Consider the following 23,696-nt stretch of genomic DNA (forward strand, 5'->3'; position numbering starts at 1 on the left):
AGATCACACCAACAGAGTAAAAGCACGGCTGTCTGTTTTGCAGAAAAACAGTGTGGGCGGCACAACACGCGGTGGCCGCCCGAATAACTGACCGGCGTTTACCCTGTTCGATCAGGCATCCTGGTTGTCAGCGGCAGAACCGTTGACAGCAACATGGACGTCAGCCACTTTCGGCTCCGGTTGCCCGGTCAGTTTCGCCAGAACGCTGCCCAGTTTGGCGCGCATTTCCGGACGACGTACGATCATATCAATCGCACCTTTTTCGATCAGGAATTCACTGCGCTGGAAGCCCGGCGGCAGTTTTTCACGAACGGTTTGCTCGATAACACGTGGACCGGCAAAACCGATCAGCGCCTTCGGCTCCGCGACGTTAATGTCACCCAGCATTGCCAGACTGGCAGAAACACCGCCCATCGTAGGGTCAGTCAGTACAGAAATGTATGGCAGGCCACGTTCCTGTAACTTCGCCAGTGCTGCACTGGTTTTCGCCATCTGCATCAGCGACATCAGCGCTTCCTGCATACGGGCGCCGCCACTGGCAGAGAAACAGACCAGCGGGCAGTTATCTTCCAGTGCCTGCTCAACGGCACGCACAAAACGTGCCCCCACGACGGACGCCATTGAACCGCCCATGAAAGCAAATTCAAACGATGCGACCACGATTGGCATGCCAAACAGCGTACCTTTCATGACGACCATGGCGTCTTTTTCGTTGGTTTCTTTTTGTGCTGCAACCAGACGATCTTTGTATTTCTTGGAATCTTTAAACTTCAGAACATCTTTAGGCTCAAGCTCACTGCCTAACTCAATCTCACTGCCCTCGTCCATGAAAGTGGACAGACGCATACGCGCGGTAAGGCGCATATGGTGGTCGCACTTAGGGCACACCATGAGATTGCGCTCAAGCTCGGCGCGGTAAAGGACCTGCCCGCAGCTGTCACATTTAGTCCAGACGCCCTCAGGAATACTTGCCTTACGGGTTTGCGAGTCAGTGCTCTTACTAAGAATTCGTTCAATCCAGCTCATCGATAACCTTTCTGTTTGAACCCGGCCGAAGCCAGTCCGCTGTTCATGCTGTAACAAGTCCCCTGAAACCTACCCAAAATCGCCTGTGTACGGGGTGATAAAAAACCTCACACACCGCGCCACAGAAGGGTTGTTCGCAGGAACAGACCATAAATTGTCGCTCATTAAACCATAACGGCCAGACACTGTGGATAAAAAACTGGTCCTACCCTCAGGTTTAATGCCTTAAATTTTAAAGCGCTTGCGTAAAAAACGTACGGAATTAATCCTGTTGACGCTTTTCTTTGGCCGCTGCGCGTTTGTGCCGCCAGATTTCAATCACACCCGGCAGGATGGAAACCACAATGATTGCCACGATCAGTAATTTCAGATTTTCCTGAACAATCGGCAGATCGCCGAAAAGGTAGCCAGCATAGGTAAATAACAGCACCCAAACCAGTGCACCAATCACGTTATACGCAGCGAAATGGCGGTAAGACATTTGCCCCATACCGGCCACAAACGGTGCAAACGTGCGGACGATCGGCACGAAGCGCGCAAGAATAATCGTTTTGCCGCCATGTTTCTCGTAAAACTTATGCGTCTTGTCCAAATAACTGCGACGGAAAATCTTTGAATCAGGATTACTGAACAGACGTTCACCAAATACCCGTCCGATAGTGTAGTTCACCGCATCGCCGAGTATCGCCGCAATCGCCATCAGGAACGCCATCAGATGAACGTTCATGTCGTTGCCCGGCAACGCCGCCAGCGCACCTGCTACGAACAATAATGAGTCACCCGGCAGGAAAGGTGTCACCACCAGACCGGTTTCGCAGAACAAAATCAGGAATAAAATGCCGTAAACCCAGATGCCATACTGCGCAACCAGCTCCGCTAAATGCACATCAATATGCAAAATAAAATCAATGACAAAGTGAATAAAACCCATTTGATTTTCCACCTCTTTCCGGTTTAACAGCCCATTTAAACAATCGCTTGATCCGTTTCTTAATCTTCGAGGAACAGGGGTCCCATATTCACCTGAGGCAGCGCAAATTTCTCAGGGTAATCCACGCAGACCAGATATAACCCTTCAGGCTTGCCCGTAGCTGCCGCAAGATTGCGATCTTTCGCTGCCAGTAGCTCTCCCATCCAGCCAACAGGCTGATTACCGGCACCGATTTCCACCAGGCTCCCCACGATATTGCGCACCATGTGATGAACAAACGCATTAGCCTTGATATCGACCACCACATAGCTGCCGTGACGGCTCACATTCACATGCATCACATAACGCCACGGCGTACGCGACTGGCACTGTGATGCACGAAAAGACGTGAAATCGTTCTCACCCAGCAACGCCTGACCGGCAAGCTGCATTTTTTCGACGTCGAGCGGCATGTGAACATGGGTCACGCCGGCATGCAAAATCGCTGAACGGTAACGGTTGTTATAAATAACGTATCGATACCGGCGGGCGGTGGCGCTGAAACGGGCATGAAAATCCTCGCCCACATTCGCACACCAGCGCACAGCGATATCTTTGGGCAAATGGGTATTCACCCCCATCGTCCATGCCGCGTCTTTGCGCAGCACCGGCGTGTCGAAATGCACCACCTGCCCCGTTGCGCTGACGCCTGCGTCTGTACGCCCGGCGCAAAACACGACGATCGGTGCATTGGCCACACGGCTCAGTGCTTTTTCCAGACACTCCTGCACGCTGGCGACGCCCTGCTGACGCTGCCAGCCAAAATAGGCACTGCCGTCATATTCAATGCCTAACGCCACACGTCCGGCAACCGGTGCGGTGCTGACGTCAGCGATCACTTCATCGGACATAATCAGTACCAGTACTCGTTAATCAGCTTCTCGGCAGTTTCCACCGCCATCAGTGCGCCGCCAAAACGGACGTTGTCAGCCACTGACCAGAATTGCAGTAACTCAGGAATGCCGTAGTCATTACGGATACAACCGATGCTCAGATTGGCATTACCGGACGCATCACTGACCTGCGTCGGGAAATCATCTTCATCGCTCAGATTAATATCATCAATGCGTTCGAGTTCAGCGCGCGCTTCTTCCGCTGACAGCGGACGCAAACCTTCCATATGAACCACCTGCGCGTGACCGTAAAACACCGGCGACTGCACGCAACTGACAGAAATCGGCAGCCCATCGTCCTGCAACACTTTGCGAACCTGATCCACCAGACGGCGTTCCTGACGCACACTGCCCTCTTCATCACTGACCAGCGGTAACAGGTTAAACGCCAGTTGTTTGCTGAAAATGCCTTCTTCTGCCGGAATGCCGTTCAGCAGACGGGCGCTTTGCCCGGCCAGATCGTCAACCGCGGCTTTGCCCAGCGCAGAAACGGAAAGCAAAGAAGTGACATGCAGACGCGACAAACCGGCCTGTTCGGTCAGTGGTTTGATGGCGGTCAGCAGTTGGCTGGTCAGGCTGTCGGCCACGGCCACGATATTGCGGTTGCGGTAATGAGACAGTGCGTCAGGGTTCACGCCCGGCACCACCAGAGGAATATCGTGTTCAAGAGAGAACAGGCCGCTGCTGTCGATGACCAGACAGCCCTGATTTGCCGCTTCTTCGGCATACAAGGCAGAAGCCTCAGAACCCGCAACAAAGAACGCCAGTTGAACCTGCGACCAGTCGAACTCAGATGCCTGTTGTACGCGCAGACTTTTGCCGTTAAAACGCACGGTCTTACCGGCGCTGCGTTCACTTGCCAGCGGGAAGAGCTCACCAACCGGGAACTGACGATCAGCCAATAATTCCAGTAACGCATCACCGACTGCGCCCGTTGCGCCAAGCAGCGCAATATTCCAGCCATCAGACATGTTGGTATTCTCCAGAAAATAAAAGTACAAAATACAAGGGGCGATGATGATCACCGCCCTGTTTGCAAACGTGTTATCGCACCACTCGCGGCGAAAAAACTTAAGGCCGTTTTAAGCAGTGGCTAACTGGCTGTTAAAGCCCAGTTTTTTCAACACACCGGCGGTCGCCGCATCGTCGCAAATCACCCGTAAAGATGACCACTCACGACGTTCTTCATAGAACTTACGCAGCTTGTCGAATTCGCCCGGTTTTCCGGCGACACGGCGCAAAGGCCGGTCATCGCGGCGCACATCATACACTAAGTGAATAAGACGCAGCAGTTTGGCTTCGCTCAGCGCGCCACTCAGCGTCACTTCGGCAAATTCAGGCGCAGGGAGTAATGATTCCGGCGGCACCGTTTGTGGCTGACCGATAAACTGACTGAATGCTTCGAACACCTGTGTGGTGCCGCGTGCTTTCCCTTCCAGGCTGTAACCGGCGATATGTGCCGTGCCGATAGCAACTTTATCCAGCAACGCTAACGACAAATCAGGTTCCGGTTCCCAGACATCCAGCACAGCCGTCAGTTTTTTGCTGCCATTCAGTGCGTCGAGCAGCGCGGCGTTATCCACCACCTCACCACGACAGGCGTTAATGAGGATCCGGTCAGCGGGCAGACGCGCCAGTAAATCCGCATCCACCAGATGATGTGTGGCATAAGGGCCGGACATATTCAGCGGCGTATGGAACGTCAGGATATCGGCTTCAGCGACCAGCTTCTCAAGCGGCCAGAATTCACCGGCATCACCCCGATCGGCTCGCGGCGGATCGCACAATAACGTGCGTACACCCAGCGCTTCAAGGCGGGTATTCAGACGTGAACCGACGTTACCGACACCAATGATCCCGACCGTTTTATCGCGCAGATGGAAACCGTCGCGCTGAGCAAGGATCAGCAAGGATGAGAAAACATATTCCACCACGGCAATGGCATTACAGCCGGGCGCGGCCGAGAAACCAATCCCTGCGCTGGCAAGCCATGCATCATCAACGTGATCGGTGCCCGCCGTGGCGGTACCCACAAATTTCACCGGTTTTCCCGCCAGCAAACTTTCGTTCACTTTGGTCACAGACCGCACCATCAACGCATCGGCATCATTCAGGGCATCTTGCGGGATAGGACGGCCAGGTACGGCCTGCACGTTCCCCAACCGGCTAAAAAGCTCGACGGCATACGGCATATTTTCATCAACCAGGATTTTCACGTTTGTCTCCGGCAGCATGGCCTAAAGAAAGAATAGAAAATAAAGAGGGCATTGATTTTGCCACGATACCGGGCCAGATCCCAACTTTCAGGGCACAGGTTTACCTGTCGTTACGAAAACGCTGCGGCGTGGTGCCGGAAACCTGCTGGAACATGGCGATAAATGCCGAAGACGAGCTGTAGCCCAGATCAAGCGCGACTTCCTGCACCGTTTTCCCCTGCTCCAGCAATGAGACCGAATGCAGGAAACGCAACCGCTGACGCCATTGGGCAAAACTCATTCCCAGTTCCTGCTGGCAACGCCGCGACAATGTTCGTTCGGTGGTATACACCTGCTTCGCCCATTGCGCCAGCGACGTATTATCCGCCGGGTTTTTCTCCAGTGCGCTCAGAACGGGGGCCAGTAATTTATTTTCCGATGTGGGTAAATAAGTGTTCTGACGGGGTGCCAGACTGATTTGATCCAGTAAAACGCGGCACATACGCAGATCCGTTTCACTCTGCGGCTCGGTCATATTCCGTGAGAAACAGTCATCAGCAATGGCGTTAAAAATGGCCGTCGGCGTCAGCAGACAAGGCCCGGCGGGCAGATGGGTATCCAGCTCAGGCGCGATATCAATGACGCAAAAACGCGTGGTTTTACGGTTATAGCTTGAATGCTCAACCCCTGCGGGCACCCAGATAGCGAATTCACGCGGGGCCAGATAACGCTGTCCGGCTACGCGCATGGCAAGAACGCCGGATTTCACGCAGATAATCTGGCTCCACGGATGTGAATGCTCAACATACTCAGAATTCCCCTCCACAATTTCCCCGCGAAAAAGCAGGGTCACCGGCATCTTTTCCGGTAACGGCGGGTAATATCGGGGCAAAGAAGTACGCGGCGCGGGCATAAATACCTTTTGTCTGTGAGCAACACGAGGATTGTCTGAATTACGCGATCAGTTGTCTGATTATCGTTATATATAACAAATAAGACAACCGTACACTGACGTGACGATTTACTCAGGAATAATATTCAATGAATGTGCTCTTTCCCCTGCTCGCCGTCCTGATCTGGTCGCTGAATGCTGTTGTCAGCAAAGCCTCGGCCAGCGCGATTGATCCTGCCGCCATTTCGTTCTACCGCTGGCTTCTGGCATTGCTGACGCTGACGCCTTTCGTTCTGCCCGGCATGCTGCGCAACCTTCAGGTGGTGAAACAATACGGGTGGAAACTGCTGATCCTCGGTCTGTTGGGCATGGTGCTGTATCAGAGTCTGGCTTACTACGCCGCACACAGCGTCAGCGCACTGTTTATGGGTATCCTGAATTCACTCATCCCGCTGCTGACCGTGCTGATTGGCCTGTTTGTGCTCAGTGTGGTCCCGACAGTAGGTGTGGCGCTGGGCAGTATTATTTCCCTCGGCGGTTTAGTCTGGCTGGTCAGTGCCGGGGATCCGGCGCAGTTGCTGCAACACGGCATCGGCACGGGCGAACTGATGATGTTTGCGGCTTCGGCCTCCTACGCGCTGTATGGCGTGCTCACCAAACGCTGGGCGATCCCGCTGCCGAACTGGCAGTCGTTGTATGTGCAGATCATTTTCGGCGTTTTATTGCTGCTGCCCAACTTCCTGCTCGCGAAGGATGTCAGCCTGACGGCACATAATATTCCGCTGGTGCTTTTCGCGGGGATCCCGGCGTCAATTATTGCGCCATTTTTGTGGATCCAGGGTGTGATCCGTTTGGGTGCCAATAAAGCGTCGATTTTCATGAATCTGTCGCCGATTTTCACTGCGGTCATCGCCGTACTGTTTCTGCACGAACAGTTGCACAGCTACCATCTGATTGGCGGAGGTATCACGCTTGCCGGGGTCATTCTGGCACAGCGTTTGCGAAAGCCGCTGTTCACCCGTAGCGCGTCCGCGAAACAAAAATAAATTCTCTCAATCGTATGCCATCCTCACTGAAGAGGGTGGCGCCTTCCCTCCACTTTCTGCTTTCGCGCCCCGCCAGACGTTTTTAGCGGCTGTTTTAGGAAACAATATCCTGAAGAATCTTTCTCAGCCTGCTATTCACTGTGTCGATTAAAACACTTTGCAGGTATGATGAGGCGCTTCCGCGCTCTGCGCCGTGCTTTTTACTTATCATTGAGTTTAAGCGACGTTTTAAATTTCCAGCGAAGGACGGTGATATGCAACCTTTGAGCGGCCCGGGCATGCCGGTTGGCGACAACAGAACACAACCCCAGGGTCAGACCGTTCCGGCTAAAGCAGGTACTGAGCTGCCATTAACGCCGGTACAGCGCACCACGCTGGAAAAACTGATCGTCAAACTGATGGCACTGACGCCAATCAAATCTGCTGAGATCTGGGCCAATTTGCGCCACGATCTTGCGTTGCCTCACGGTGCAGAAATCACCTCACAGCAATTCCCGCAGGCCGAAGCGCTGTTGCAGGGAAAACTCTCGCAGGCGCAGGACAGCCATGCCTCGCGCCAGCTGATGCTGCAACTGACTGAGCTGCTGCCACAGGGTAATAACCGGCAGGCGGTGAGCGATTTTATCCGCCAGAATTTCGGTCATACCGTGCTGAGTCAGCTGACGCATCCGCAGTTGCAACAGGTGCTGGATCTGATCCAGACCCGTCAGATGAATATCCCGCAGCCCCAGCAGACGCCGGTCACCGATCGTCCGTTGCTGCCTGCCGAACACAACAGCCTGCAACAGCTTGTCACCCGCCTCAGTGCAGCCACTGGCGAAGCCCCGGTGAAAGTCTGGCAGGAACTGTTTACGCTGGTTGGCGTGAAAGTGGGCGAACCTATACCGGCGAAGCATTTTCAGGTGCTCAGCCAGTTTATGCAGGTGAAAGCGTCACTGAGCCAGCAGACCACCGCACCAACGCTGACCACATTGCTGAGCGTGCTCAAGCAACCGGCCAGCACCCATGAAATTCATCAGCTAACGGAATACGCCGAAAACCGTTTCAGTGCGACGCTTTCCACGCCGCTGACGCAGGTTCAGGTCAGTGATCTGATTGGTGTGCTGTTCAGCCAGCGGGTTGACCGTTCTCCACGCGCCGATGATACAGACGATACATTCACCACCGTGACACGGACCGATCCTCAACCGATCATGAATCCGTTTATCGCGATGTTGCCGCCGTCCATGCAGGCGATGGGCGGCAAGCCGCTGTTGTTTATCGCGTTCGTGGTGGTCGTACTGCTGTTGTGGTTGCTGTTTTAATCCTGCAATAACGCCTTATCAACAACCGCAATCTGGCGGCATTTGTTCCCGTGAATACTGTCCGCGTTCTTCACCTGGCGTAACCGGGTGCTGATCGCGGATCCAGAAATCCAGCCCGCCAATCATTTCCTTTACCCTGAATCCAAGTTTCGCCAGTTTATACGCGCCCTGCGTTGAACCGTTGCAGCCGATTCCGTCGCAATACGTCACGTACACCACGTCTTTGCTAAGTTCGCGGGTGCTTTCTGCTGTCATCAGTTTATGCGGAAAACTGACCGCGCCCGGCACATGGCCGCGTGCATAATGTTCAGCAGAACGGGTATCAATAACCACAATTGCGCTCACACCGTTTTGTAAATCCGCCGCGACATCGGCGGCATCAGTATAAAAACTCAGTTTCGACAACAAATACGCAGCACTGATTTCAGGTGACGGTGGTGCGAATCCCAAAACATAAGACTCTTGTTGCATAAACGCTTCCTCATTAAGTGATATGGCTGAAAACAGTTCCATCATCGCTGTTTTTGGTCTTATGATTAATGCCAATTTCAAGCCGATGATAAGACCCATTATGCCAGCACTGTCTCAGCCCTCTGCACTGATTACGCTTTTCGAAAACACAGCGACCAACGGTTCAGGCGCTGCGGCAGGTTTGCGTGACCGGCTGTGTGCTGCGTTGCGGCAGGCCATCAATTCCGGCGCGCTGGCTGGTGGAGAACGCTTGCCCTCTTCCCGCATTCTGGCCTGTGATCTGAAACTCTCACGGGTGACCGTGGAAGCCGCCTACGCGCAGGCAGAAGCGGAGGGTTATCTTCAGCGCCATACCGGCAAAGGCACCTTTGTCAGCCAGTCACTGCCCCGCGCCCCGTCCTCCCGAAACAGTAAAGTCATCCCACCGGGATTGGCGGGATTGTCAGCGCGCGGAGAGAAAATTGTCGCCACCGGCGGTTGTCGTGATCCGCAATCGCCCGTCGCCTTTGCAGCCGGTTCGCCTGATCTGCGCGCCTTCCCGCTGAAAATCTGGAAGCAAATTACCGCCAGACAACTGCGGACTCAGGGCGAACGTCTGCTGGGATATGGCGACCCGCAAGGGTATTTGCCGTTGCGCGAGGTGCTGGCCAGCTATCTTCAGCAGTCACGCGGGGTCATTTGCAGCGCTGAACACATCCTGATCACCACCAGTTCTCAGCAGGCATTACAACTGCTGGCGATGCTGCTGATTGATCCGGCGGATAGGGTTTGGGTTGAGCAGCCGGGATATCCGGGCGCCCGCAACGCGTTTGCCAGTGCCGGAGCCGACATTTGCGCCATTGCGGTGGATGAGCAGGGAATGGCGCCGGAAGCTGATTCACCCGTGCCACGCCTTATGTACCTGACACCATCACACCATTACCCGACCGGTGTCAGCCTGAGTTTGTCACGCCGTTTACACCTGCTCGAATACGCGAAACGTCACAACAGCTGGATCATCGAAGATGATTATGACAGCGAACTGCATTACGACGGGCGACCGCTTCCGGCCATGCAGGGGCTGGATAAACATCAGCGGGTTATTTATGTGGGGACGTTCTCGAAAGTTTTATTTCCGTCTTTGCGGCTGGCCTATGCCGTATTACCGCCTGCGCTGGTGGCGCCAATGGTGATGATGCGCACCGTGAATGACGGCCATTCTTCGCAACTGATGCAGGCCGTCACGGCGGAATTTATGCAGGCCGGGCATTTCGCTTCACATCTGCGCTTGTCACGTCAGCTTTACCATAGCCGCCGTGATCATCTGCTGGCGCAAATTAAGCAAAAGATTGAATGGCTGACACCTCAGGTGGCAGCCGGAGGGCTACAGCTCGCTGCCCGTCTGCCTGCCGGGCAGGAACCGCATTTCAGCGCCCTTGCCGCACAGGCTGGCGTTGAAACGCCACGGCTTTCACCTTTGTTTACCGCCAGCGCCGGTGTAGTGACACAACATCAGGACGGCTGGCTGCTGGGGTTTTCAGCATTAACCCCCGCTGAAATCACCGCCGCCGTGAACCGTCTGGCTTCGCTGCAGGTGCCTGTCATTTAACAAACAGCGTCAGCAATAGCCAGCCCGTGATGCCGCTGAACAGCAGGAACGGGAAAGAGTAATAGTGAAACCGCAGCCAGATCTTTTTGTCATTCGCCATGCGTAACGCGATGAGATTGGCCAGTGAGCCTATCGCCAGCCCGAAACCGCCGGCATTGACGGCATAAGCCAGCAGCGGCCCGGAAGGTAAATAGTTGATCATCAGGATCGTCGCAGGCACATTGCTGATCACCTGAGAAAGCCCGATGCTCAGCAGATAATGTCCGTAATCTGGCAAGCTATGAATGTGGGTAAACGCAGGCTGCAGGGCATTCAACCCGACCAGTAAACGCACATCGATAAACATCACGATAAACACCAGGATCAGCGGCCAGTCGATACGCAGCAGAACATTCCGCGCCAGCAATAAAAAGCACAGGATCACCGCCAGCAACCCATACAACGCCAGCCCCAGATCGACACAGGCAATAAACACCACGTAAAGGACGACGCAGCTAACCAGCAGACGCTTGCGGAAAGGGTATCCCTGATTGTTTTCAATCTTTTTCAGGCTATGCGACGGAAAACAAAACCAGGTCACCAGCAATAATGCAGCCAGGGTTATCAGCGCCAGCGGTGTCATCTGCCCGATAAAATGCAGGAACGACTGACCGGATTTATTCCATAGCAGGATATTTTGCGGATTACCGATCGGCGTAAGCAGCGAACCGGCATTTACCGCCAGCGCTTCAAATATAATCAGCCGCGTCACCGGCAACGACGTCAGTTTCTTCAGCGTGATCGTCAGCGGAATCACGATGAACAGTGCGACGTCATTGGTCATAAACGTGGACAGCAGCGCCGCCGCAGTGACCAGAAACAGCGCCAGCCGCCGCTCATTGTCGATGGCGTTAATCATCTTACGGCCAACAAAATCAAAATAACCGCTGACCTCAACGCCCTTGGTCAGCATCAGCAAACCCAGCAAAGTGACGATCGTGTCCCAGTCCACAAACTGCGGGAACCGGCTGATTTTCTCCGGCTGGAACAGGGTCAGAATGACGCCAAGCAGGATTAACAGATGCAAAAATCTGTCACGTAAAAAAGGCTTCAATACAGAGCCAGATGCCGCCATCAACATGTTTTTTTCTTCTCTGATCAGAATGCGCTGACGTTACCCGAAGAATTTCGCCGCTGCCAGCGGATAACATCGATCAGCATAAAAATAAGTAAACTCGCGCCCATCACGGGTAATGAAATTGCCAGACCGAGCGTGATCACCAAAATCGGGCATTGCAGGCTGAACGGCACCGACTTCCAGGTTTGCAGCAGAGTAACAACCGGATGACTACCGTCATTGCTGACAGTTCTTCGCAGCCACCACAGGCGATATCCCCAGGCAATCATCACGCAAAGTCCGACACCAAAAATCACCAGGATGGCCTGATTCCAGACGCCGAACAGAATCCCCATATGTGCATCCACGCCCCAGCGGGTGAGTTTGGCGAGCAACGGGAAATCAGCAAAACGCACGTGATCGACAATCTGCATTGAACGGGGATCGACGGACACCGCATCCACCTGCGTCGGCCAGCGGCGATCAACTTCCGTCACCGTCCAGGCTTTCTCCGCACTATACGTTGGACGGATTTCAATCTTGTTCGCCGCAATGCCAGACTCACGCGCCGCCTGTACCACTGCATCAAAAGTCTGTGCAGAAACAGCGACGGCTTGCGGCACAGCAGGCATTTTATGCGCAGACATATCCATTCCCGGCATATCAGGCATGTCTGCCATCTGCGCATGATGTTCCGCATGTTCATCCGCAGGTGCAGCGACCGCCTGCGGATCCAGACTGGTTTTCACGGCAGGCGTCATCCAGCCCATATACGCGCGCAGCACACCGATATTGTCACCCGCCCATTGCGACCACGTCAGGCCGGTAGCGGAGAAGAACAGTAAGCCAGCCAGTAAACACAGGCCGAGCGAGCTGTGCCAGCGGCGGCTGTGCTGCTGTTTTTCCGCTTTCCCGCTGACCTTACGCAACTGGCGGGGTTGACGGCGGCCAGTGAACCAGAGCACGACGCCGCCCAATGCCGCTACCCACAACCAGGAGGCGGCAAGTTCGCTGTAAATACGCCCCGCATCACCGAGTAGTAAGCCGCGATGTAAATCATCCAGCCAGGTGCGGAACGGCAAAATGCCGCTGGTGCCGTACACCGTCATGTCCCCTTTCACCGCCAGCGTCACCGGATCGATGAAAATCGCCCGGCTTTTGGAGGCGCCCAGTTGCGGATCAGAAAACATGACCCGGGTGGTCTCACCGGCAGACGGAGCCGGTCTGACCGCATAAATCTGTCTATCCTGGCCGGTTACGTTTAGCGCCGCATCAATCTGTCGCGAAAGCGGCTGCGGTTCACCGTGTGAGGAGGTGAAGAGCGCATCAGAATAGAGATAATTTTCGAACTGAGGGGTCAGCACATACAACGTACCGGTGAGTGCCGCGACAAAAATAAACGGTCCGACGAACAGGCCAATGTAAAAATGCACACGGCGCAGCAACGCCAGAAAGGCCGCTTGTGCAGGCATTTTTTTACCCGCGCTGGCAGGCAGGTTTGCAGGTTGATTCATAAATCTGATTTCCTGAATTTCAAATAGCACGCCGTCAACAGCGATAACAATCGCAGTTAACTTGAAAAAATTGATTCAGAGGCAGTTACAGAAAAACAGGCGGTGCGCGGGGTTGGGAATCCGTGAAAAACAGAGAAGGGATAAGACGTTGTATAACAGCGCGCGGAGGGGCACGGCTGGAAAAATCCAGCGACCACAGCATCGGCATGGCCTGTAAATCGAGCATCGGTAAATGCACCAGCAGCACGCAATAACCGCAGGCAGCATCGCTCATTTCACCGGAAAGCATCGCTTTCACCGCATCCTGCGGCGCTGATTTACAGGTTTGCTTCTGACAATGTTCCATCGATGAGGCGTGATGGCCTGACATATTCATGTCAGCCATATCTGCATCCGGCATATCCATGTCCATATCGGACATCACCATGCCGGACATCATCATATGCTGCGCACCCTCAGCCACCAGCGATTTAGAAATCACCGGCGCAATAAACAACATCAGGATCGCCACTATCCCGAGCCAGGCCGGAACATGCAGATGTCGATGATGGATGTGTCTGAGTGAGAGCATTATGTCAACAAGGTGAAAATAAGAAGCGGCGAAATTGTACCTGAATTATTGATAAACATATCCAAAATCATTCGAGTTGCATCAAGGCGGCGAGAGAATGAATCCTCAGGAGCTTACAAAAGTAAGTGACTGAGGTGAATGAACGAAGCCAACGCAGAGGCAACCCGAAGGATGATGGATGTAAAAAAGCCCGCTCGGAAGCAGGCTTTTATTGACTGACTTAGCGACAGATTATTTGTCGTTTTTCAGCTTACGCATGACCAGCGTGGCATTGGTGCCACCGAAGCCGAAGCTGTTGGACATCACAGTCGTCAGCTCGCGCTGAGTGGGTTTAGTGATGATGTCCATGCCTTCGGCCTGCTCATCGAGATTCTCGATGTTGATGCTTGGCGCGATGAAGCCGTATTCAGCCATCAGCAAGGTATAGATCGCTTCCTGAACGCCTGCGGCACCCAGCGAGTGACCGGTCATGGCTTTGGTAGAAGACAGTGCCGGGGTTTTATCGCCGAACACTTCACGGATAGCGCCCAGTTCTTTCACGTCGCCGACCGGGGTAGAAGTCCCGTGCACGTTCACGTAGTCGATTGGGGTATCCACGCCGTTCATTGCCATTTTCATGCAACGCACTGCGCCTTCACCAGATGGAGCCACCATGTCTGCGCCGTCAGACGTTGCGCCGTAGCCAACGATTTCTGCGTAGATGTGCGCGCCACGTGCCAGAGCGTGTTCCAGCTCTTCGACAACAACCATACCGCCGCCGCCTGCGATAACGAAACCGTCACGCGCTTTGTCGTAGGTACGGGAAGCTTTGTCTGGTGTTTCGTTGTAGCTGGTGGACAGTGCGCCCATCGCGTCGAATTCGCACGCCATTTCCCAGCACAGCTCTTCACCGCCACCGGCAAACACCACGTCCTGTTTGCCCAGCTGAATCATTTCTACCGCGTTACCGATGCAGTGTGCAGAGGTGGCGCAGGCAGAACTGATGGAATAGTTAACACCACGAATTTTGAATGGGGTCGCAAGGCAGGCTGAAACGCCGGAAGCCATCGCTTTGGTCACCATGTAAGGGCCAACGCCGCGCAGGCCTTTGGCACGCATACCGTCGGAGCCCGCAACCTGATTGCGCGGAGAACCGCCGCCGGAACCTGCAATCAGGCCGGTACGTTCGTTGGAAACCATTTCAGGGGTCAGACCAGAGTCTTCAATCGCCTGTTGCATGGAAAGGTAAGCGTAGATCGAGGCATCACTCATGAAACGCACAATCTTACGATCGATGAGGCCTGCGGTGTCTAATTTGACATCACCCCAGACGTGACTACGCATCCCGGCATCTTTCAGCTCTTGCGAGAAGGTGATCCCAGAGCGACCTTCCTGCAGAGATGCAAGAACTTCCTGCTTGTTGTTACCGATGCTCGAGATGATACCCAGGCCAGTAATCACTGCACGTTTCATTTAATACCTCTTGTACTATTCACCATTTGGGATTTCGTCACGCACTCTAGCGTACAGTTGTACGCCGAACAAGTCCGATCAGCAATTCCTTGTGTAAATCGTGGTAAATTTGCGCGGGTGCAAACGCAGCGTTAAACTCCGGCATCGCCTTGAACTGAGAGAGTTTCACGTGAGCCATAACCCGATCACGCCCGCTGAATTAAGCTGGAACGAACAGGGTACACCTGTTTCCCGACATTTTGATGACGTCTATTTTTCCAATCAGAACGGCCTGCTGGAAACGCGTCATGTTTTTCTCAATGGCAATCATTTTCCGGCGCGTTTTGCCGCTCACCCCCGCCAGTTGTGCATCATCGCCGAGACCGGTTTTGGCACCGGACTGAACTTTCTGTCGCTGTGGCAAGCCTTCGATGCGTTCCGCGAGGCGCACGCCGACGCTGTGCTGCAACGCCTGCATTTCATCAGCTACGAGAAATTCCCGCTGTCTGCCCATGATCTGGCGACAGCGCACACACAATGGCCCGAACTCGCCGCGTATTCCGCGCAGCTTTGCGAACAATGGCCGATGCCCTTTTCCGGCTGTCACCGGCTGCTGCTGGCGGACGGGCGCATCACGCTTGATCTGTGGTTCGGCGATGTGACTACCCTGCTTCCGGCATGTGACACCAGTATGAATCAGCAGGTCGACGCCTGGTTTCTCGACGGATTTGCACCTTCCAAAAACCCGGACATGTGGACGGAGGCGTTATTCCGTTCTATGGCGAAAATGACCCGCCCGCAGGGTACATTCGCCACTTTCACCGTGGCCGGTTTTGTCCGCCGCGGATTGCAGGACGCAGGTTTTGACATCAGCAAGGTGCCGGGATTCGGCGAAAAGCGGCATATGTTAGCCGGTGTGCTGCCGGCAAAAATTGATGTACCTCATCCCGCACCGTGGTATGTGCGCCCGGCGGCGAAAAATGCCACTGAATTCGCCCTTCTCGGCGGCGGCGTCGCCAGCGCCGTATTGTCGCTGGCGTTACTTCGCCGTGGCTTTGCGGTCACGCTGTATTGCGCCGATGAAAAACCGGCGCTCGGCGCTTCAGGTAACCGCCAGGGCGCGGTTTATCCGTTGCTCAATGGCCGCGGCGACACACTGGAAAACTTCTTTGCCCATGCCTTCACCTTCGCCCGCCGCCAGTATGCGCAGCTTGAAAAGCGGGATGTGCCTTTCGATCACGGCTGGAGTGGCGTCACGCAACTGGGTTATGACGAAAAAAGTCAGGGCAAAATTGACGGCATTCTCACAGGCGGCTGGCCGGAAGCACTGGCGAAAGGGCTGAGTGAAGAAGATGTGGAAGCGTTGTGCGGATTGCCATGCGGCAGCGGCGGCGTGACGTATCCGCTCGGCGCGTGGCTGTGTCCGGCAGAACTGACGGCTTCGCTGATTGCGCTGGCCGAAACGCAGGGCTTAACGGTGCATTATCGCCAGCGCGCGACCGCATTAAATTTTGACGCAGATTCGCAGTGGGCGCTGACCTTTGCCGATGGCCATGTTGCCCGTCATCAGGCGGTAGTCCTGGCGAACGGTGCGGACATTACAGATTTCAGCCAGACCGAAAAACTGCCGGTTTACGCGGTCAGCGGTCAGGTTTCGCATATTCCGACCACACCGGCGCTGAGCAAGCTTAAACAGGTACTGTGTTACGACGGCTATATGACGCCGGTCAGCCCGCAGAATCAGCATCATTGTATTGGCGCAAGCTATCACCGCGCCGACAAATGCACGGATTACCGTGAAGACGATCAGCAGGAAAACCGCCAGCGTTTACTCAGCTGTTTGCCGGATCAGCAATGGCCGCATGACGTGGATGTGAGTGAAGGCGAAGCGCGAAACGGCGTGCGTTGCGCGACACGGGATCATCTGCCGATGATCGGCTCGGTGTCAGATTACGACGCATTGCTGGAAAGCTATAAAAAACTGGATCTGGATATTCAGCGTCATCGCCCGGTTGCAGAAGCGCCGGTGTATGAAAATCTGTTTCTGTTTGGCGCGCTCGGCTCACGCGGTCTGAGTTCCGCGCCGCTGGGGGCGGAAATTCTGGCGGCGCAGATTGCCGGTGAACCGCTGCCGCTCGACAGTGACACGCTGGCAGCACTGAACCCGAACCGGATGTGGGTCAGAAAACTGCTGAAAGGCCGCCCGGTCGAATCGCATTAACCAGCCCCTTCTCAGGCAATAAAAAAGCGCAGCCGGTTAATCCGTCGCTGCGCTTTTTTTTACTGAAAAGAGATTACTGAGGGAGAGATGCCTGATACAGATTTTCCCACATCCCCTGCACCAGAAGCTGATCGCGCGGCGACAGTTCACCGGCTTTGATGGCCTTGTCCAGACCGTCCTGAACACGGAGTTTCAACGCTTCGGCGGTGTGTTCACCGTTCTCTTCCGCTTCCGCCACCGCGACGGTCAGGTGGCCTCGCAGATAGCCACTGGCAAATAACTCATCGTCGCTGGCGCTTTCGACCATATCGTCGATTAGCGTTAAAATTCGCGTTTCAAATTCTGCGATCATTACTCTTCCTCTCGTGTTCAGTTCTTATTCGATCGGCTGCAATGCAGGGAAATCTGCAGGCGTCAACGGGGCCGTATTGTAAAACGATTGTAACGCTTTAATAAAGCGCGCCGGTCTTTCAGGGATACCCTGCTCCAGCATACGCAGCACTTCTTCGCGTACTTTGTTCTGGAAACCCACGCGGTCCGGCTCGCAATCGCCGCTGAGATTGTCACAGCTAACGTTGAAACGAAAACCTGCCGCCGCACAGAACAACCATTCGTAAGATTGTGGTTTGACTTCCACTTTCTCGAATTCACTTTGTGTTTGCGCATCGCGGCCATCCGGGCAATACCAGTAGCCGAAATCAACCCGTTTACGGCGCTCAGCACCGGCCACGCACCAGTGGGAAATTTCATGCATGCCGCTGGCGTAATAACCGTGTGCGAACACAATACGGTTAAACGGTTCTTGTTCATCAGCAGGCAGATAGATCGGTTCGTCGTCGCCTTTCACTAAGCGAACGTTGAATTCCTCAAAAAAGCAGGAATTAAAAATGTCGATCAGTTGATGATAGTTATGTGTTGCAGTCGAATCAGACATAATTGCAGTGAAACTCGTTAAAGTAAGATCAGGGGCGACAATATACCCCTGTTTAAACGCGTGTTTTCATGACTTCAGGCAAGCATTCTGCTGCTCCGGACATTATAAATGCAGGCTTAACCACTGATGAATTTCAGCACCATGATTGTCGTAAATCAGCTTGCAGCTCATCACCACGGAAACGATAACCACCATCGGGCGGATCATCTTCTGCCCCTTACTGAGCACCATACGTGCGCCCAGTCGTGCGCCGATAAACTGTCCGGCGGCCATGACAAATCCCAGCACCCAGATCACTTTGCCGCCCAGTATAAAGAAGATCAGCCCGCCCAGGTTTGAGGTGAAATTCAGGACTTTCGCATGTGCCGTGGCTTTTGCCAGATTAAACCCGCATAACGTCACAAAAGCCAGTGCGTAGAAAGACCCTGCGCCGGGGCCGAAAAAGCCGTCGTAGAAACCCACGCAACCGCCGCCTACCAGCGCATACGGCAGAGCATTTAAGCGCCTTGCCCGGTCACTTTCGCCCAGACGCGGCGTCAGTAAAAAATACAAACCGATGCAGATGATCAGCAGCGGTAAAACCTGACGCAATATGTCGGCGCGCAGATGCTGGATAAGGATCGCGCCGATCACCGAACCGGTAAACGTACAGGCAATGTTCAGCTTCTGATCGTTGAGATCCACCACGCCACGCCGCACAAAGTAAAGACTGGCAGAGAAAGATCCGCCGATCGATGACAGCTTATTGGTGGCAATGGCCTGCGCCGGTGACACACCTGCCGCCAGCAGCGCTGGCAGGCTGATCAGCCCGCCGCCACCTGCAATGGAATCAATGAAACCGGCAAACAGTGCAACGAAAAATAAAACAACCAAAACCCACGGGGCAACAATCAACCAGTCCATTTTTCTGTCAGCTCGCTATGCGTGGCGAAGGGTGAGTAAAACGTATTAAAGAACGTGTTTATCCAGCAGCGCCTGACACGAAGGCGGCAACGGAGGCGGCTCTTTTTTCACAGGGATTCCGCTGCCCGGCTTGGGTGGCAGGAACCAGCTTTGCAGCTCAGCGCCACAGCCATCACCCGGAGGCGGCGGTGCCTGATTTTCACATTCGAGGTTACCGACCGGACAACGCAGACGAACGTGCATGTGCGCGCGATGACCAAACCACGGACGCACCTTATGCAGCCATTCACGATCCGTTCCGGCATCCAGACAAAGCTGTTGTTTGATGGCCGGATTGACGAAGATCCGTACCACGTCTTTATCTTGCGCTGCCATTTTTATCAGCGTTTCGATCCGTGGCTGCCACTGAGCTGGCACAATGGATTTACCGTTGGCGCTGACCAGATCGATAGGCTGCGGCTTGAGCAACATCTGTTCGCTCCAGCGCTGACGCGGCAGTTGCAGCCAGATGTCCACATCCAGCCCGGACTGATGACTGGCGTGACCACTGCTAAAGCGCCCGCCAGCCGGCATCGCCATATCCCCGACCAGCATGGTGCCCAGCCCTTTTTGCTGAGCCTGTGTGCCCAGACGGGTGATGAACGCCAGTAAATCCGGCTGGCCGAAATAGCGACGCTGATCGGTACGCATTACCTGATAGGCCGGAGAGTTCAGCGGCAGCGGCTGTGCGCCAACCTGACAACCATTGGCATAACTGCCAATCGCTTGCGGCGTGCCGGAAATGGGCTGGGTGATTTTCTGCCACGGCGTTACGGCTATGGCAGGTGCGCAAAGTGCAAGCGCCAGAAAACTGACGCAAACAGCACGAAACGCAGGTAGCGTGCGTAAAGGATTCATCAGATAAATTACCAGCGTGGCACGGTGGAGTGGACGTCGCCGTTCTGAGCACGCTGACGCAGTAAATGATCCATCAGCACAATCGCCATCATTGCTTCGGCAATCGGCACAGCGCGGATACCGACACACGGGTCATGGCGACCTTTGGTAATCATCTCGACCTGCTCGCCTTCGCGGTTAATCGTACGGCCGGGAACGGTAATGCTGGAAGTCGGTTTCAGCGCCAGATGCGCTACAACCGGCTGGCCGCTGCTGATCCCGCCAAGAATGCCGCCAGCGTGGTTGCTTTCGAAACCCTTCGGTGTGATTTCGTCACGATTTTCGCTGCCGCGTTTTGCGACAACCGCAAAACCGTCACCAATTTCAACGCCTTTCACCGCATTAATGCTCATCAGCGCGTGCGCCAGATCGGCATCCAGACGGTCAAACACCGGTTCACCAAGACCGACCGGCACGTGATCCGCCACGACGGTGATTTTGGCACCAATCGAATCGCCTTCCTTTTTCAGCGCGCGCATCAGTTCATCCAGCGCTTCCAGCTTGCTTTCATCCGGGCAGAAGAACGGGTTGGTTTCCACCAGATCCCAGTCTTTCAGTTCGCAGGTGATATCGCCCATTTGCGACATATATCCGCGCACTTTAACGCCGAATTTTTCCAGCAGATATTTCTTGGCAACCGCACCTGCGGCCACGCGCATCGCGGTTTCACGGGCAGACGAACGACCGCCGCCACGGTAATCGCGCACGCCGTATTTTTGCTCGTAGGTGTAATCGGCATGTCCCGGACGGAACACGTCTTTGATCGCGCTGTAATCCTGCGAACGCTGATCGGTATTCTGGATAATCAGACCGATGCTGGTGCCGGTGGTCACGCCTTCAAACACGCCAGAAAGAATTTTCACTTCGTCGGCTTCGCGGCGCTGCGTGGTGTAACGCGAGGTGCCCGGACGACGACGGTCGAGATCGTGTTGCAGGTCTGCTTCGGTCAGCGAAATGCCCGGCGGCACGCCGTCAATAATACAGCCCAGTGCCACACCGTGGGATTCGCCAAAAGTAGTGACGCGGAAAAACTGCCCAATACTGTTCCCTGCCATCACGGCTCCTTAACCATTATGTTGATTGTTTTCTGAATGACCGGCACAACACCGGTCATGATTGTCATCGATGACGGGTATATCAGTCGCGGTATGCGCGGAACTCTTCGGCACAATCGACGAGCTGCTGTTTAGTCAGCATAAAGACACCGTCGCCGCCGTTTTCAAATTCCAGCCAGGTGAACGGGATCTGAGGATACTGTTCCATCAGATGCACCATGCTGTTGCCCACTTCGCAAATCAGTACGCCGTTATCGGTCAGGTAATCCGGCGCGCAGGCCAGAATGCGGCGGGTCAGTTTCAGACCGTCGCTGCCGGAAGCCAGACCCAGAACCGGTTCGTGGCGGTATTCCTGCGGCAAATCTGACATGTCTTCTTCGTCCACATACGGCGGATTGGTGACAATCAGGTCGTATTGCAGCGGCGGCAATTCGCGGAACAGGTCAGAGCGGATTGGCGTGACCCAGTTCTCGATACCGTGCGTGTCGATATTGCGCTCCGCCACGGCCAGCGCGTCGGCAGAAATGTCGACGGCATCGACTTCGGTTTCAGGGAACGCGTAAGCGCAGGCAATGGCAATGCAGCCGCTGCCGGTACACATATCCAGAATGTGTTGGGGCTGTTCGCTAAGAATGCCGGAAAAACGGTTGCTGATCAGCTCACCAATTGGCGAACGGGGCACCAGTACGCGTTCATCGACATAGAATTCCATGTCACAGAACCAGGCTTTGTTAGTCAGATAGGCAACCGGAACACGCTCATTAACGCGGCGGATGACTCGTTCAACAATGCGGTGGCGCTCACTGGATGTCAGGCGCGCGGTGTGCATATCTTCAGGAATGTCCAGCGGCAAAAACACGCTTGGCAAGACCAGTTGCACTGCTTCGTCCCACGGATTATCGGTGCCGTGACCGTAATAGACATTGGCCGCGTTCAGGCGGCTGACGGTCCAGCGCAGCATATCCTGAATGGTATGCAGTTCACTGACAGCTTCGTCGACGAAAATTTTGTCCAATTTTATTCTCCAGGCAGTGCACGGGTTTTTAACAGACGTTTAACCCATTATTTGCCGCATAGTTTGCCACGAAGCCTGCCACAAATCAGCAGCTAGTCAACGCACTTGCGCGATGTCTCGAAGAATTTAACCCTGAGTTTTCTTTAAACCGCAGGGGGACGGAAGGTACACTGTCTGTATTGAACGAAAATGACGATAAAAAAATGAAGAAAAAACACCTGCTCAGCCCCGAGGAAGCGGCGTTATTCCGCGAGGCTGTTCCGGGCATCAAGCGCCTGAAAAACGATACGATTACTCACCGCCCGCTACGGAAAAAGGTATCAGAACTGTCGCCTAAAAAGCTGATTCAGGAACAGGTGGACGCGAGTTATTATTTTTCCGATGAATTCCAGCCGATGTTGCAGGAAGAAGGCCCGGTTCGCCATATCCGGCCTGACGTCAGTCATTTCGAATTGAAAAAATTGCGCCGCGGGGATTATTCGCCCGAACTGTTTCTGGATTTACATGGTTTAACACAGAAAGAAGCTAAGCAGGAACTGGGCGCGCTGATCGCCGCCTGCCGCCGCGAGCATGTGCATTGCGCCTGCGTAATGCACGGTCACGGCAAACATATTCTCAAGCAGCAAACTCCGCTGTGGCTGGCACAGCATCCTGATGTCGAAGCCTTCCATCAGGCCCCAAAAGAGTTCGGCGGCAACGCCGCTTTGCTGGTGCTGGTGGAGCTGGACGACAAAATCAGCTGACCGCGAACTCAACACCGATATCCAGAAACGAGAAAGGCACAGCAGAAGCTGTGCCTTTCTTTGTTTAGTTTTCCGTCCCGGAAAACTAAACCTTAGCCATCACCTGGCATGGGCTGAACTGCCAGTCGAAAGTCCCCTGCCCGGTTTCACCGTTCAGTTCAACACTTGCCATCGCGGAAGTGGCGAACATCGGGGGGCAAACACCCGGACACAGCTCTGCCACCAGATAACCGACCAGCGGCAGGTGAGATACCACCAGTACCGCGCTGACGCCGGTCAGCGCCAGATGCTGCAGTTCACTGGCGACCACAGCAGGATCTCCGCCCGGTGTCAGTTCTTTCAGAATATCAATCTCAACGTTTTCAGGCAGCGCCAGACACTGGCGCACTTTTTCAAGCGTCTGCTGCGCACGCAGGTACGGACTGACCAGAACGCGGTCAATTTTGACGCCACGGCCATTCAGCCAGGCAGCCATATGTACTGATTCGTCACATCCGCATTCGCTTAAGGGGCGAACTGAATCGCTTGCAGCTTCGAGAACTGCATCACCGTGACGCATGATTACAACTTGCATATTGCACCGCTTTTGTTAACAAAAATAGCGCCATACAGAAACGCCTTGCGTGCTGTATTACCCATTGCCCAGCATTTCAATCACTGTCTGATTGATGTCTCTCATTACAAGATAGCTGTCAGGCAGTACATCCACTTAACGCGCTGTGCCCACATGCTTTGCATGGTAAGCATCAGCGGTCGGGCATTTTGCCTGAAACTTCACGTAAAGAAAACGCTGTTTTTTACACCAACCCTTACCGCTTGTAAACTATTCAGGCGATTTTTTAACCACTCAGGTTGTAGATCAATCGCTTGGGATTGTTTCTGTACAAAGTCA

The 23,696-nt window shown here is 54.4% G+C and carries 23 protein-coding genes; 5 read left to right on the forward strand and 18 right to left on the reverse strand.

What is annotated here, in order from left to right; all coding sequences use genetic code 11:
* Positions 1-111 precede the first annotated feature (111 nt).
* From accD to ABIC79_RS05495, 6 genes are all read right to left on the reverse strand, one after another.
* Positions 112-1,026 carry an acetyl-CoA carboxylase, carboxyltransferase subunit beta gene (gene accD / locus ABIC79_RS05470; protein WP_013574558.1) on the reverse strand — a complete coding sequence of 305 codons (915 nt, stop codon included), beginning with the start codon at positions 1,024-1,026 and terminating at the stop codon, positions 112-114.
* Positions 1,027-1,288: 262 nt separating this feature from the next.
* Positions 1,289-1,957: a DedA family protein gene (locus tag ABIC79_RS05475; RefSeq protein WP_354566664.1), complete on the reverse strand. Its 669-nt coding sequence runs from the start codon at positions 1,955-1,957 to the stop codon at positions 1,289-1,291.
* A gap of 59 nt (positions 1,958-2,016) precedes the next feature.
* Entirely contained in the window at positions 2,017-2,847 is an 831-nt protein-coding gene (gene truA, locus ABIC79_RS05480) for a tRNA pseudouridine(38-40) synthase TruA (protein WP_013574556.1), read from the reverse strand.
* Between the two features lie 2 nt (positions 2,848-2,849).
* On the reverse strand, positions 2,850-3,860 hold the full coding sequence (locus ABIC79_RS05485; protein WP_013574555.1) for an aspartate-semialdehyde dehydrogenase: 1,011 nt from the start codon (positions 3,858-3,860) through the stop codon (positions 2,850-2,852).
* A 111-nt stretch (positions 3,861-3,971) separates the two neighbouring features.
* Positions 3,972-5,105: a 4-phosphoerythronate dehydrogenase PdxB gene (gene pdxB, locus ABIC79_RS05490; RefSeq protein ID WP_112151215.1), complete on the reverse strand. Its 1,134-nt coding sequence runs from the start codon at positions 5,103-5,105 to the stop codon at positions 3,972-3,974.
* A 100-nt stretch (positions 5,106-5,205) separates the two neighbouring features.
* Positions 5,206-5,997 (reverse strand): AraC family transcriptional regulator, encoded by a 792-nt coding sequence (locus ABIC79_RS05495; protein WP_013574553.1) that lies wholly within the window; start codon positions 5,995-5,997, stop codon positions 5,206-5,208.
* Between the two features lie 128 nt (positions 5,998-6,125).
* Here ABIC79_RS05495 and ABIC79_RS05500 point away from each other — a divergent pair, with 128 nt between their 5' ends.
* A complete protein-coding gene (locus ABIC79_RS05500) occupies positions 6,126-7,022 on the forward strand; it encodes a DMT family transporter (protein WP_013574552.1) in 897 nt (298 codons plus the stop codon).
* Between the two features lie 254 nt (positions 7,023-7,276).
* Positions 7,277-8,326: a flagella biosynthesis regulator Flk gene (flk, locus tag ABIC79_RS05505; protein ID WP_013574551.1), complete on the forward strand. Its 1,050-nt coding sequence runs from the start codon at positions 7,277-7,279 to the stop codon at positions 8,324-8,326.
* An 18-nt stretch (positions 8,327-8,344) separates the two neighbouring features.
* On the opposite strand, the gene ABIC79_RS05510 is transcribed toward flk, so the two are convergent.
* Entirely contained in the window at positions 8,345-8,797 is a 453-nt protein-coding gene (locus ABIC79_RS05510) for a rhodanese-like domain-containing protein (RefSeq protein ID WP_013574550.1), read from the reverse strand.
* 100 nt (positions 8,798-8,897) lie between these two features.
* Between ABIC79_RS05510 and pdxR the strand changes: the two genes are divergently transcribed.
* Complete coding sequence (gene pdxR / locus ABIC79_RS05515) at positions 8,898-10,385, forward strand: MocR-like pyridoxine biosynthesis transcription factor PdxR (protein ID WP_015689522.1); 1,488 nt, start codon at positions 8,898-8,900, stop codon at positions 10,383-10,385.
* On the opposite strand, the gene ABIC79_RS05520 is transcribed toward pdxR, so the two are convergent.
* The 4 genes from ABIC79_RS05520 to fabB form a co-directional block, all read right to left on the reverse strand.
* Entirely contained in the window at positions 10,378-11,505 is a 1,128-nt protein-coding gene (locus ABIC79_RS05520) for an SLC13 family permease (protein ID WP_121019548.1), read from the reverse strand. The two genes, pdxR and ABIC79_RS05520, sit on opposite strands and share 8 nt — an antisense overlap.
* A 17-nt stretch (positions 11,506-11,522) precedes the next feature.
* The gene (locus tag ABIC79_RS05525) at positions 11,523-12,995 is read right to left on the reverse strand and encodes a PepSY-associated TM helix domain-containing protein (RefSeq protein WP_166859997.1); all 1,473 of its coding nucleotides are present in this window, start codon (positions 12,993-12,995) and stop codon (positions 11,523-11,525) included.
* Positions 12,996-13,080: 85 nt separating this feature from the next.
* Entirely contained in the window at positions 13,081-13,566 is a 486-nt protein-coding gene (locus ABIC79_RS05530) for a DUF2946 domain-containing protein (protein WP_013574546.1), read from the reverse strand.
* Positions 13,567-13,797: 231 nt separating this feature from the next.
* Positions 13,798-15,018, reverse strand: coding sequence for a beta-ketoacyl-ACP synthase I (fabB, locus tag ABIC79_RS05535; protein WP_013574545.1), 1,221 nt, complete (start codon positions 15,016-15,018; stop codon positions 13,798-13,800).
* A 169-nt stretch (positions 15,019-15,187) separates the two neighbouring features.
* Here fabB and mnmC point away from each other — a divergent pair, with 169 nt between their 5' ends.
* On the forward strand, positions 15,188-17,218 hold the full coding sequence (gene mnmC, locus ABIC79_RS05540) for a bifunctional tRNA (5-methylaminomethyl-2-thiouridine)(34)-methyltransferase MnmC2/FAD-dependent 5-carboxymethylaminomethyl-2-thiouridine(34) oxidoreductase MnmC1 (RefSeq protein WP_166859994.1): 2,031 nt from the start codon (positions 15,188-15,190) through the stop codon (positions 17,216-17,218).
* Between the two features lie 73 nt (positions 17,219-17,291).
* On the opposite strand, the gene ABIC79_RS05545 is transcribed toward mnmC, so the two are convergent.
* The 6 genes from ABIC79_RS05545 to prmB form a co-directional block, all read right to left on the reverse strand.
* Entirely contained in the window at positions 17,292-17,570 is a 279-nt protein-coding gene (locus ABIC79_RS05545; RefSeq protein ID WP_013574543.1) for a YfcL family protein, read from the reverse strand.
* Between the two features lie 24 nt (positions 17,571-17,594).
* Positions 17,595-18,152 (reverse strand): elongation factor P hydroxylase, encoded by a 558-nt coding sequence (locus ABIC79_RS05550; RefSeq protein WP_354566613.1) that lies wholly within the window; start codon positions 18,150-18,152, stop codon positions 17,595-17,597.
* 102 nt (positions 18,153-18,254) lie between these two features.
* A complete protein-coding gene (locus tag ABIC79_RS05555) occupies positions 18,255-19,055 on the reverse strand; it encodes a sulfite exporter TauE/SafE family protein (RefSeq protein ID WP_013574541.1) in 801 nt (266 codons plus the stop codon).
* A 45-nt stretch (positions 19,056-19,100) separates the two neighbouring features.
* On the reverse strand, positions 19,101-19,952 hold the full coding sequence (mepA, locus tag ABIC79_RS05560; protein ID WP_013574540.1) for a penicillin-insensitive murein endopeptidase: 852 nt from the start codon (positions 19,950-19,952) through the stop codon (positions 19,101-19,103).
* Positions 19,953-19,960: 8 nt separating this feature from the next.
* The gene (gene aroC, locus ABIC79_RS05565; RefSeq protein ID WP_013574539.1) at positions 19,961-21,046 is read right to left on the reverse strand and encodes a chorismate synthase; all 1,086 of its coding nucleotides are present in this window, start codon (positions 21,044-21,046) and stop codon (positions 19,961-19,963) included.
* 82 nt (positions 21,047-21,128) lie between these two features.
* Positions 21,129-22,061, reverse strand: a complete 933-nt coding sequence (gene prmB / locus ABIC79_RS05570) for a 50S ribosomal protein L3 N(5)-glutamine methyltransferase (RefSeq protein WP_013574538.1) — start codon at positions 22,059-22,061, stop codon at positions 21,129-21,131.
* A gap of 203 nt (positions 22,062-22,264) precedes the next feature.
* On the opposite strand from prmB, the gene smrB reads away from it, so the two are divergent.
* Positions 22,265-22,804 carry an endonuclease SmrB gene (gene smrB, locus ABIC79_RS05575; protein WP_013574537.1) on the forward strand — a complete coding sequence of 180 codons (540 nt, stop codon included), beginning with the start codon at positions 22,265-22,267 and terminating at the stop codon, positions 22,802-22,804.
* An 85-nt stretch (positions 22,805-22,889) separates the two neighbouring features.
* Here the strand turns inward: smrB and sixA are convergent, their stop codons facing one another.
* Positions 22,890-23,378, reverse strand: coding sequence for a phosphohistidine phosphatase SixA (sixA, locus tag ABIC79_RS05580; protein WP_013574536.1), 489 nt, complete (start codon positions 23,376-23,378; stop codon positions 22,890-22,892).
* Positions 23,379-23,696: the final 318 nt, after the last annotated feature.

The organism is Rahnella sp. 2050 (assembly GCF_040544515.1).
In the GTDB taxonomy this organism is placed as follows: domain Bacteria; phylum Pseudomonadota; class Gammaproteobacteria; order Enterobacterales; family Enterobacteriaceae; genus Rahnella; species Rahnella aceris.

Bases quoted from the DNA above. Each gene is read 5' to 3' on its own strand.
- accD (WP_013574558.1), bottom strand. From the start codon at position 1,026: ATGAGCTGGATTGAACGAATTCTTAGTAAGAGCACTGACTCGCAAACC.
- ABIC79_RS05475 (WP_354566664.1), bottom strand. From the start codon at position 1,957: ATGGGTTTTATTCACTTTGTCATTGATTTTATTTTGCATATTGATGTG.
- truA (WP_013574556.1), bottom strand. From the start codon at position 2,847: ATGTCCGATGAAGTGATCGCTGACGTCAGCACCGCACCGGTTGCCGGA.
- ABIC79_RS05485 (WP_013574555.1), bottom strand. From the start codon at position 3,860: ATGTCTGATGGCTGGAATATTGCGCTGCTTGGCGCAACGGGCGCAGTC.
- ABIC79_RS05495 (WP_013574553.1), bottom strand. From the start codon at position 5,997: ATGCCCGCGCCGCGTACTTCTTTGCCCCGATATTACCCGCCGTTACCG.
- ABIC79_RS05500 (WP_013574552.1), top strand. From the start codon at position 6,126: ATGAATGTGCTCTTTCCCCTGCTCGCCGTCCTGATCTGGTCGCTGAAT.
- flk (WP_013574551.1), top strand. From the start codon at position 7,277: ATGCAACCTTTGAGCGGCCCGGGCATGCCGGTTGGCGACAACAGAACA.
- ABIC79_RS05510 (WP_013574550.1), bottom strand. From the start codon at position 8,797: ATGCAACAAGAGTCTTATGTTTTGGGATTCGCACCACCGTCACCTGAA.
- pdxR (WP_015689522.1), top strand. From the start codon at position 8,898: ATGCCAGCACTGTCTCAGCCCTCTGCACTGATTACGCTTTTCGAAAAC.
- ABIC79_RS05520 (WP_121019548.1), bottom strand. From the start codon at position 11,505: ATGTTGATGGCGGCATCTGGCTCTGTATTGAAGCCTTTTTTACGTGAC.
- ABIC79_RS05525 (WP_166859997.1), bottom strand. From the start codon at position 12,995: ATGAATCAACCTGCAAACCTGCCTGCCAGCGCGGGTAAAAAAATGCCT.
- ABIC79_RS05530 (WP_013574546.1), bottom strand. From the start codon at position 13,566: ATGCTCTCACTCAGACACATCCATCATCGACATCTGCATGTTCCGGCC.
- fabB (WP_013574545.1), bottom strand. From the start codon at position 15,018: ATGAAACGTGCAGTGATTACTGGCCTGGGTATCATCTCGAGCATCGGT.
- ABIC79_RS05545 (WP_013574543.1), bottom strand. From the start codon at position 17,570: ATGATCGCAGAATTTGAAACGCGAATTTTAACGCTAATCGACGATATG.
- ABIC79_RS05550 (WP_354566613.1), bottom strand. From the start codon at position 18,152: ATGTCTGATTCGACTGCAACACATAACTATCATCAACTGATCGACATT.
- ABIC79_RS05555 (WP_013574541.1), bottom strand. From the start codon at position 19,055: ATGGACTGGTTGATTGTTGCCCCGTGGGTTTTGGTTGTTTTATTTTTC.
- mepA (WP_013574540.1), bottom strand. From the start codon at position 19,952: ATGAATCCTTTACGCACGCTACCTGCGTTTCGTGCTGTTTGCGTCAGT.
- aroC (WP_013574539.1), bottom strand. From the start codon at position 21,046: ATGGCAGGGAACAGTATTGGGCAGTTTTTCCGCGTCACTACTTTTGGC.
- smrB (WP_013574537.1), top strand. From the start codon at position 22,265: ATGAAGAAAAAACACCTGCTCAGCCCCGAGGAAGCGGCGTTATTCCGC.
- sixA (WP_013574536.1), bottom strand. From the start codon at position 23,378: ATGCAAGTTGTAATCATGCGTCACGGTGATGCAGTTCTCGAAGCTGCA.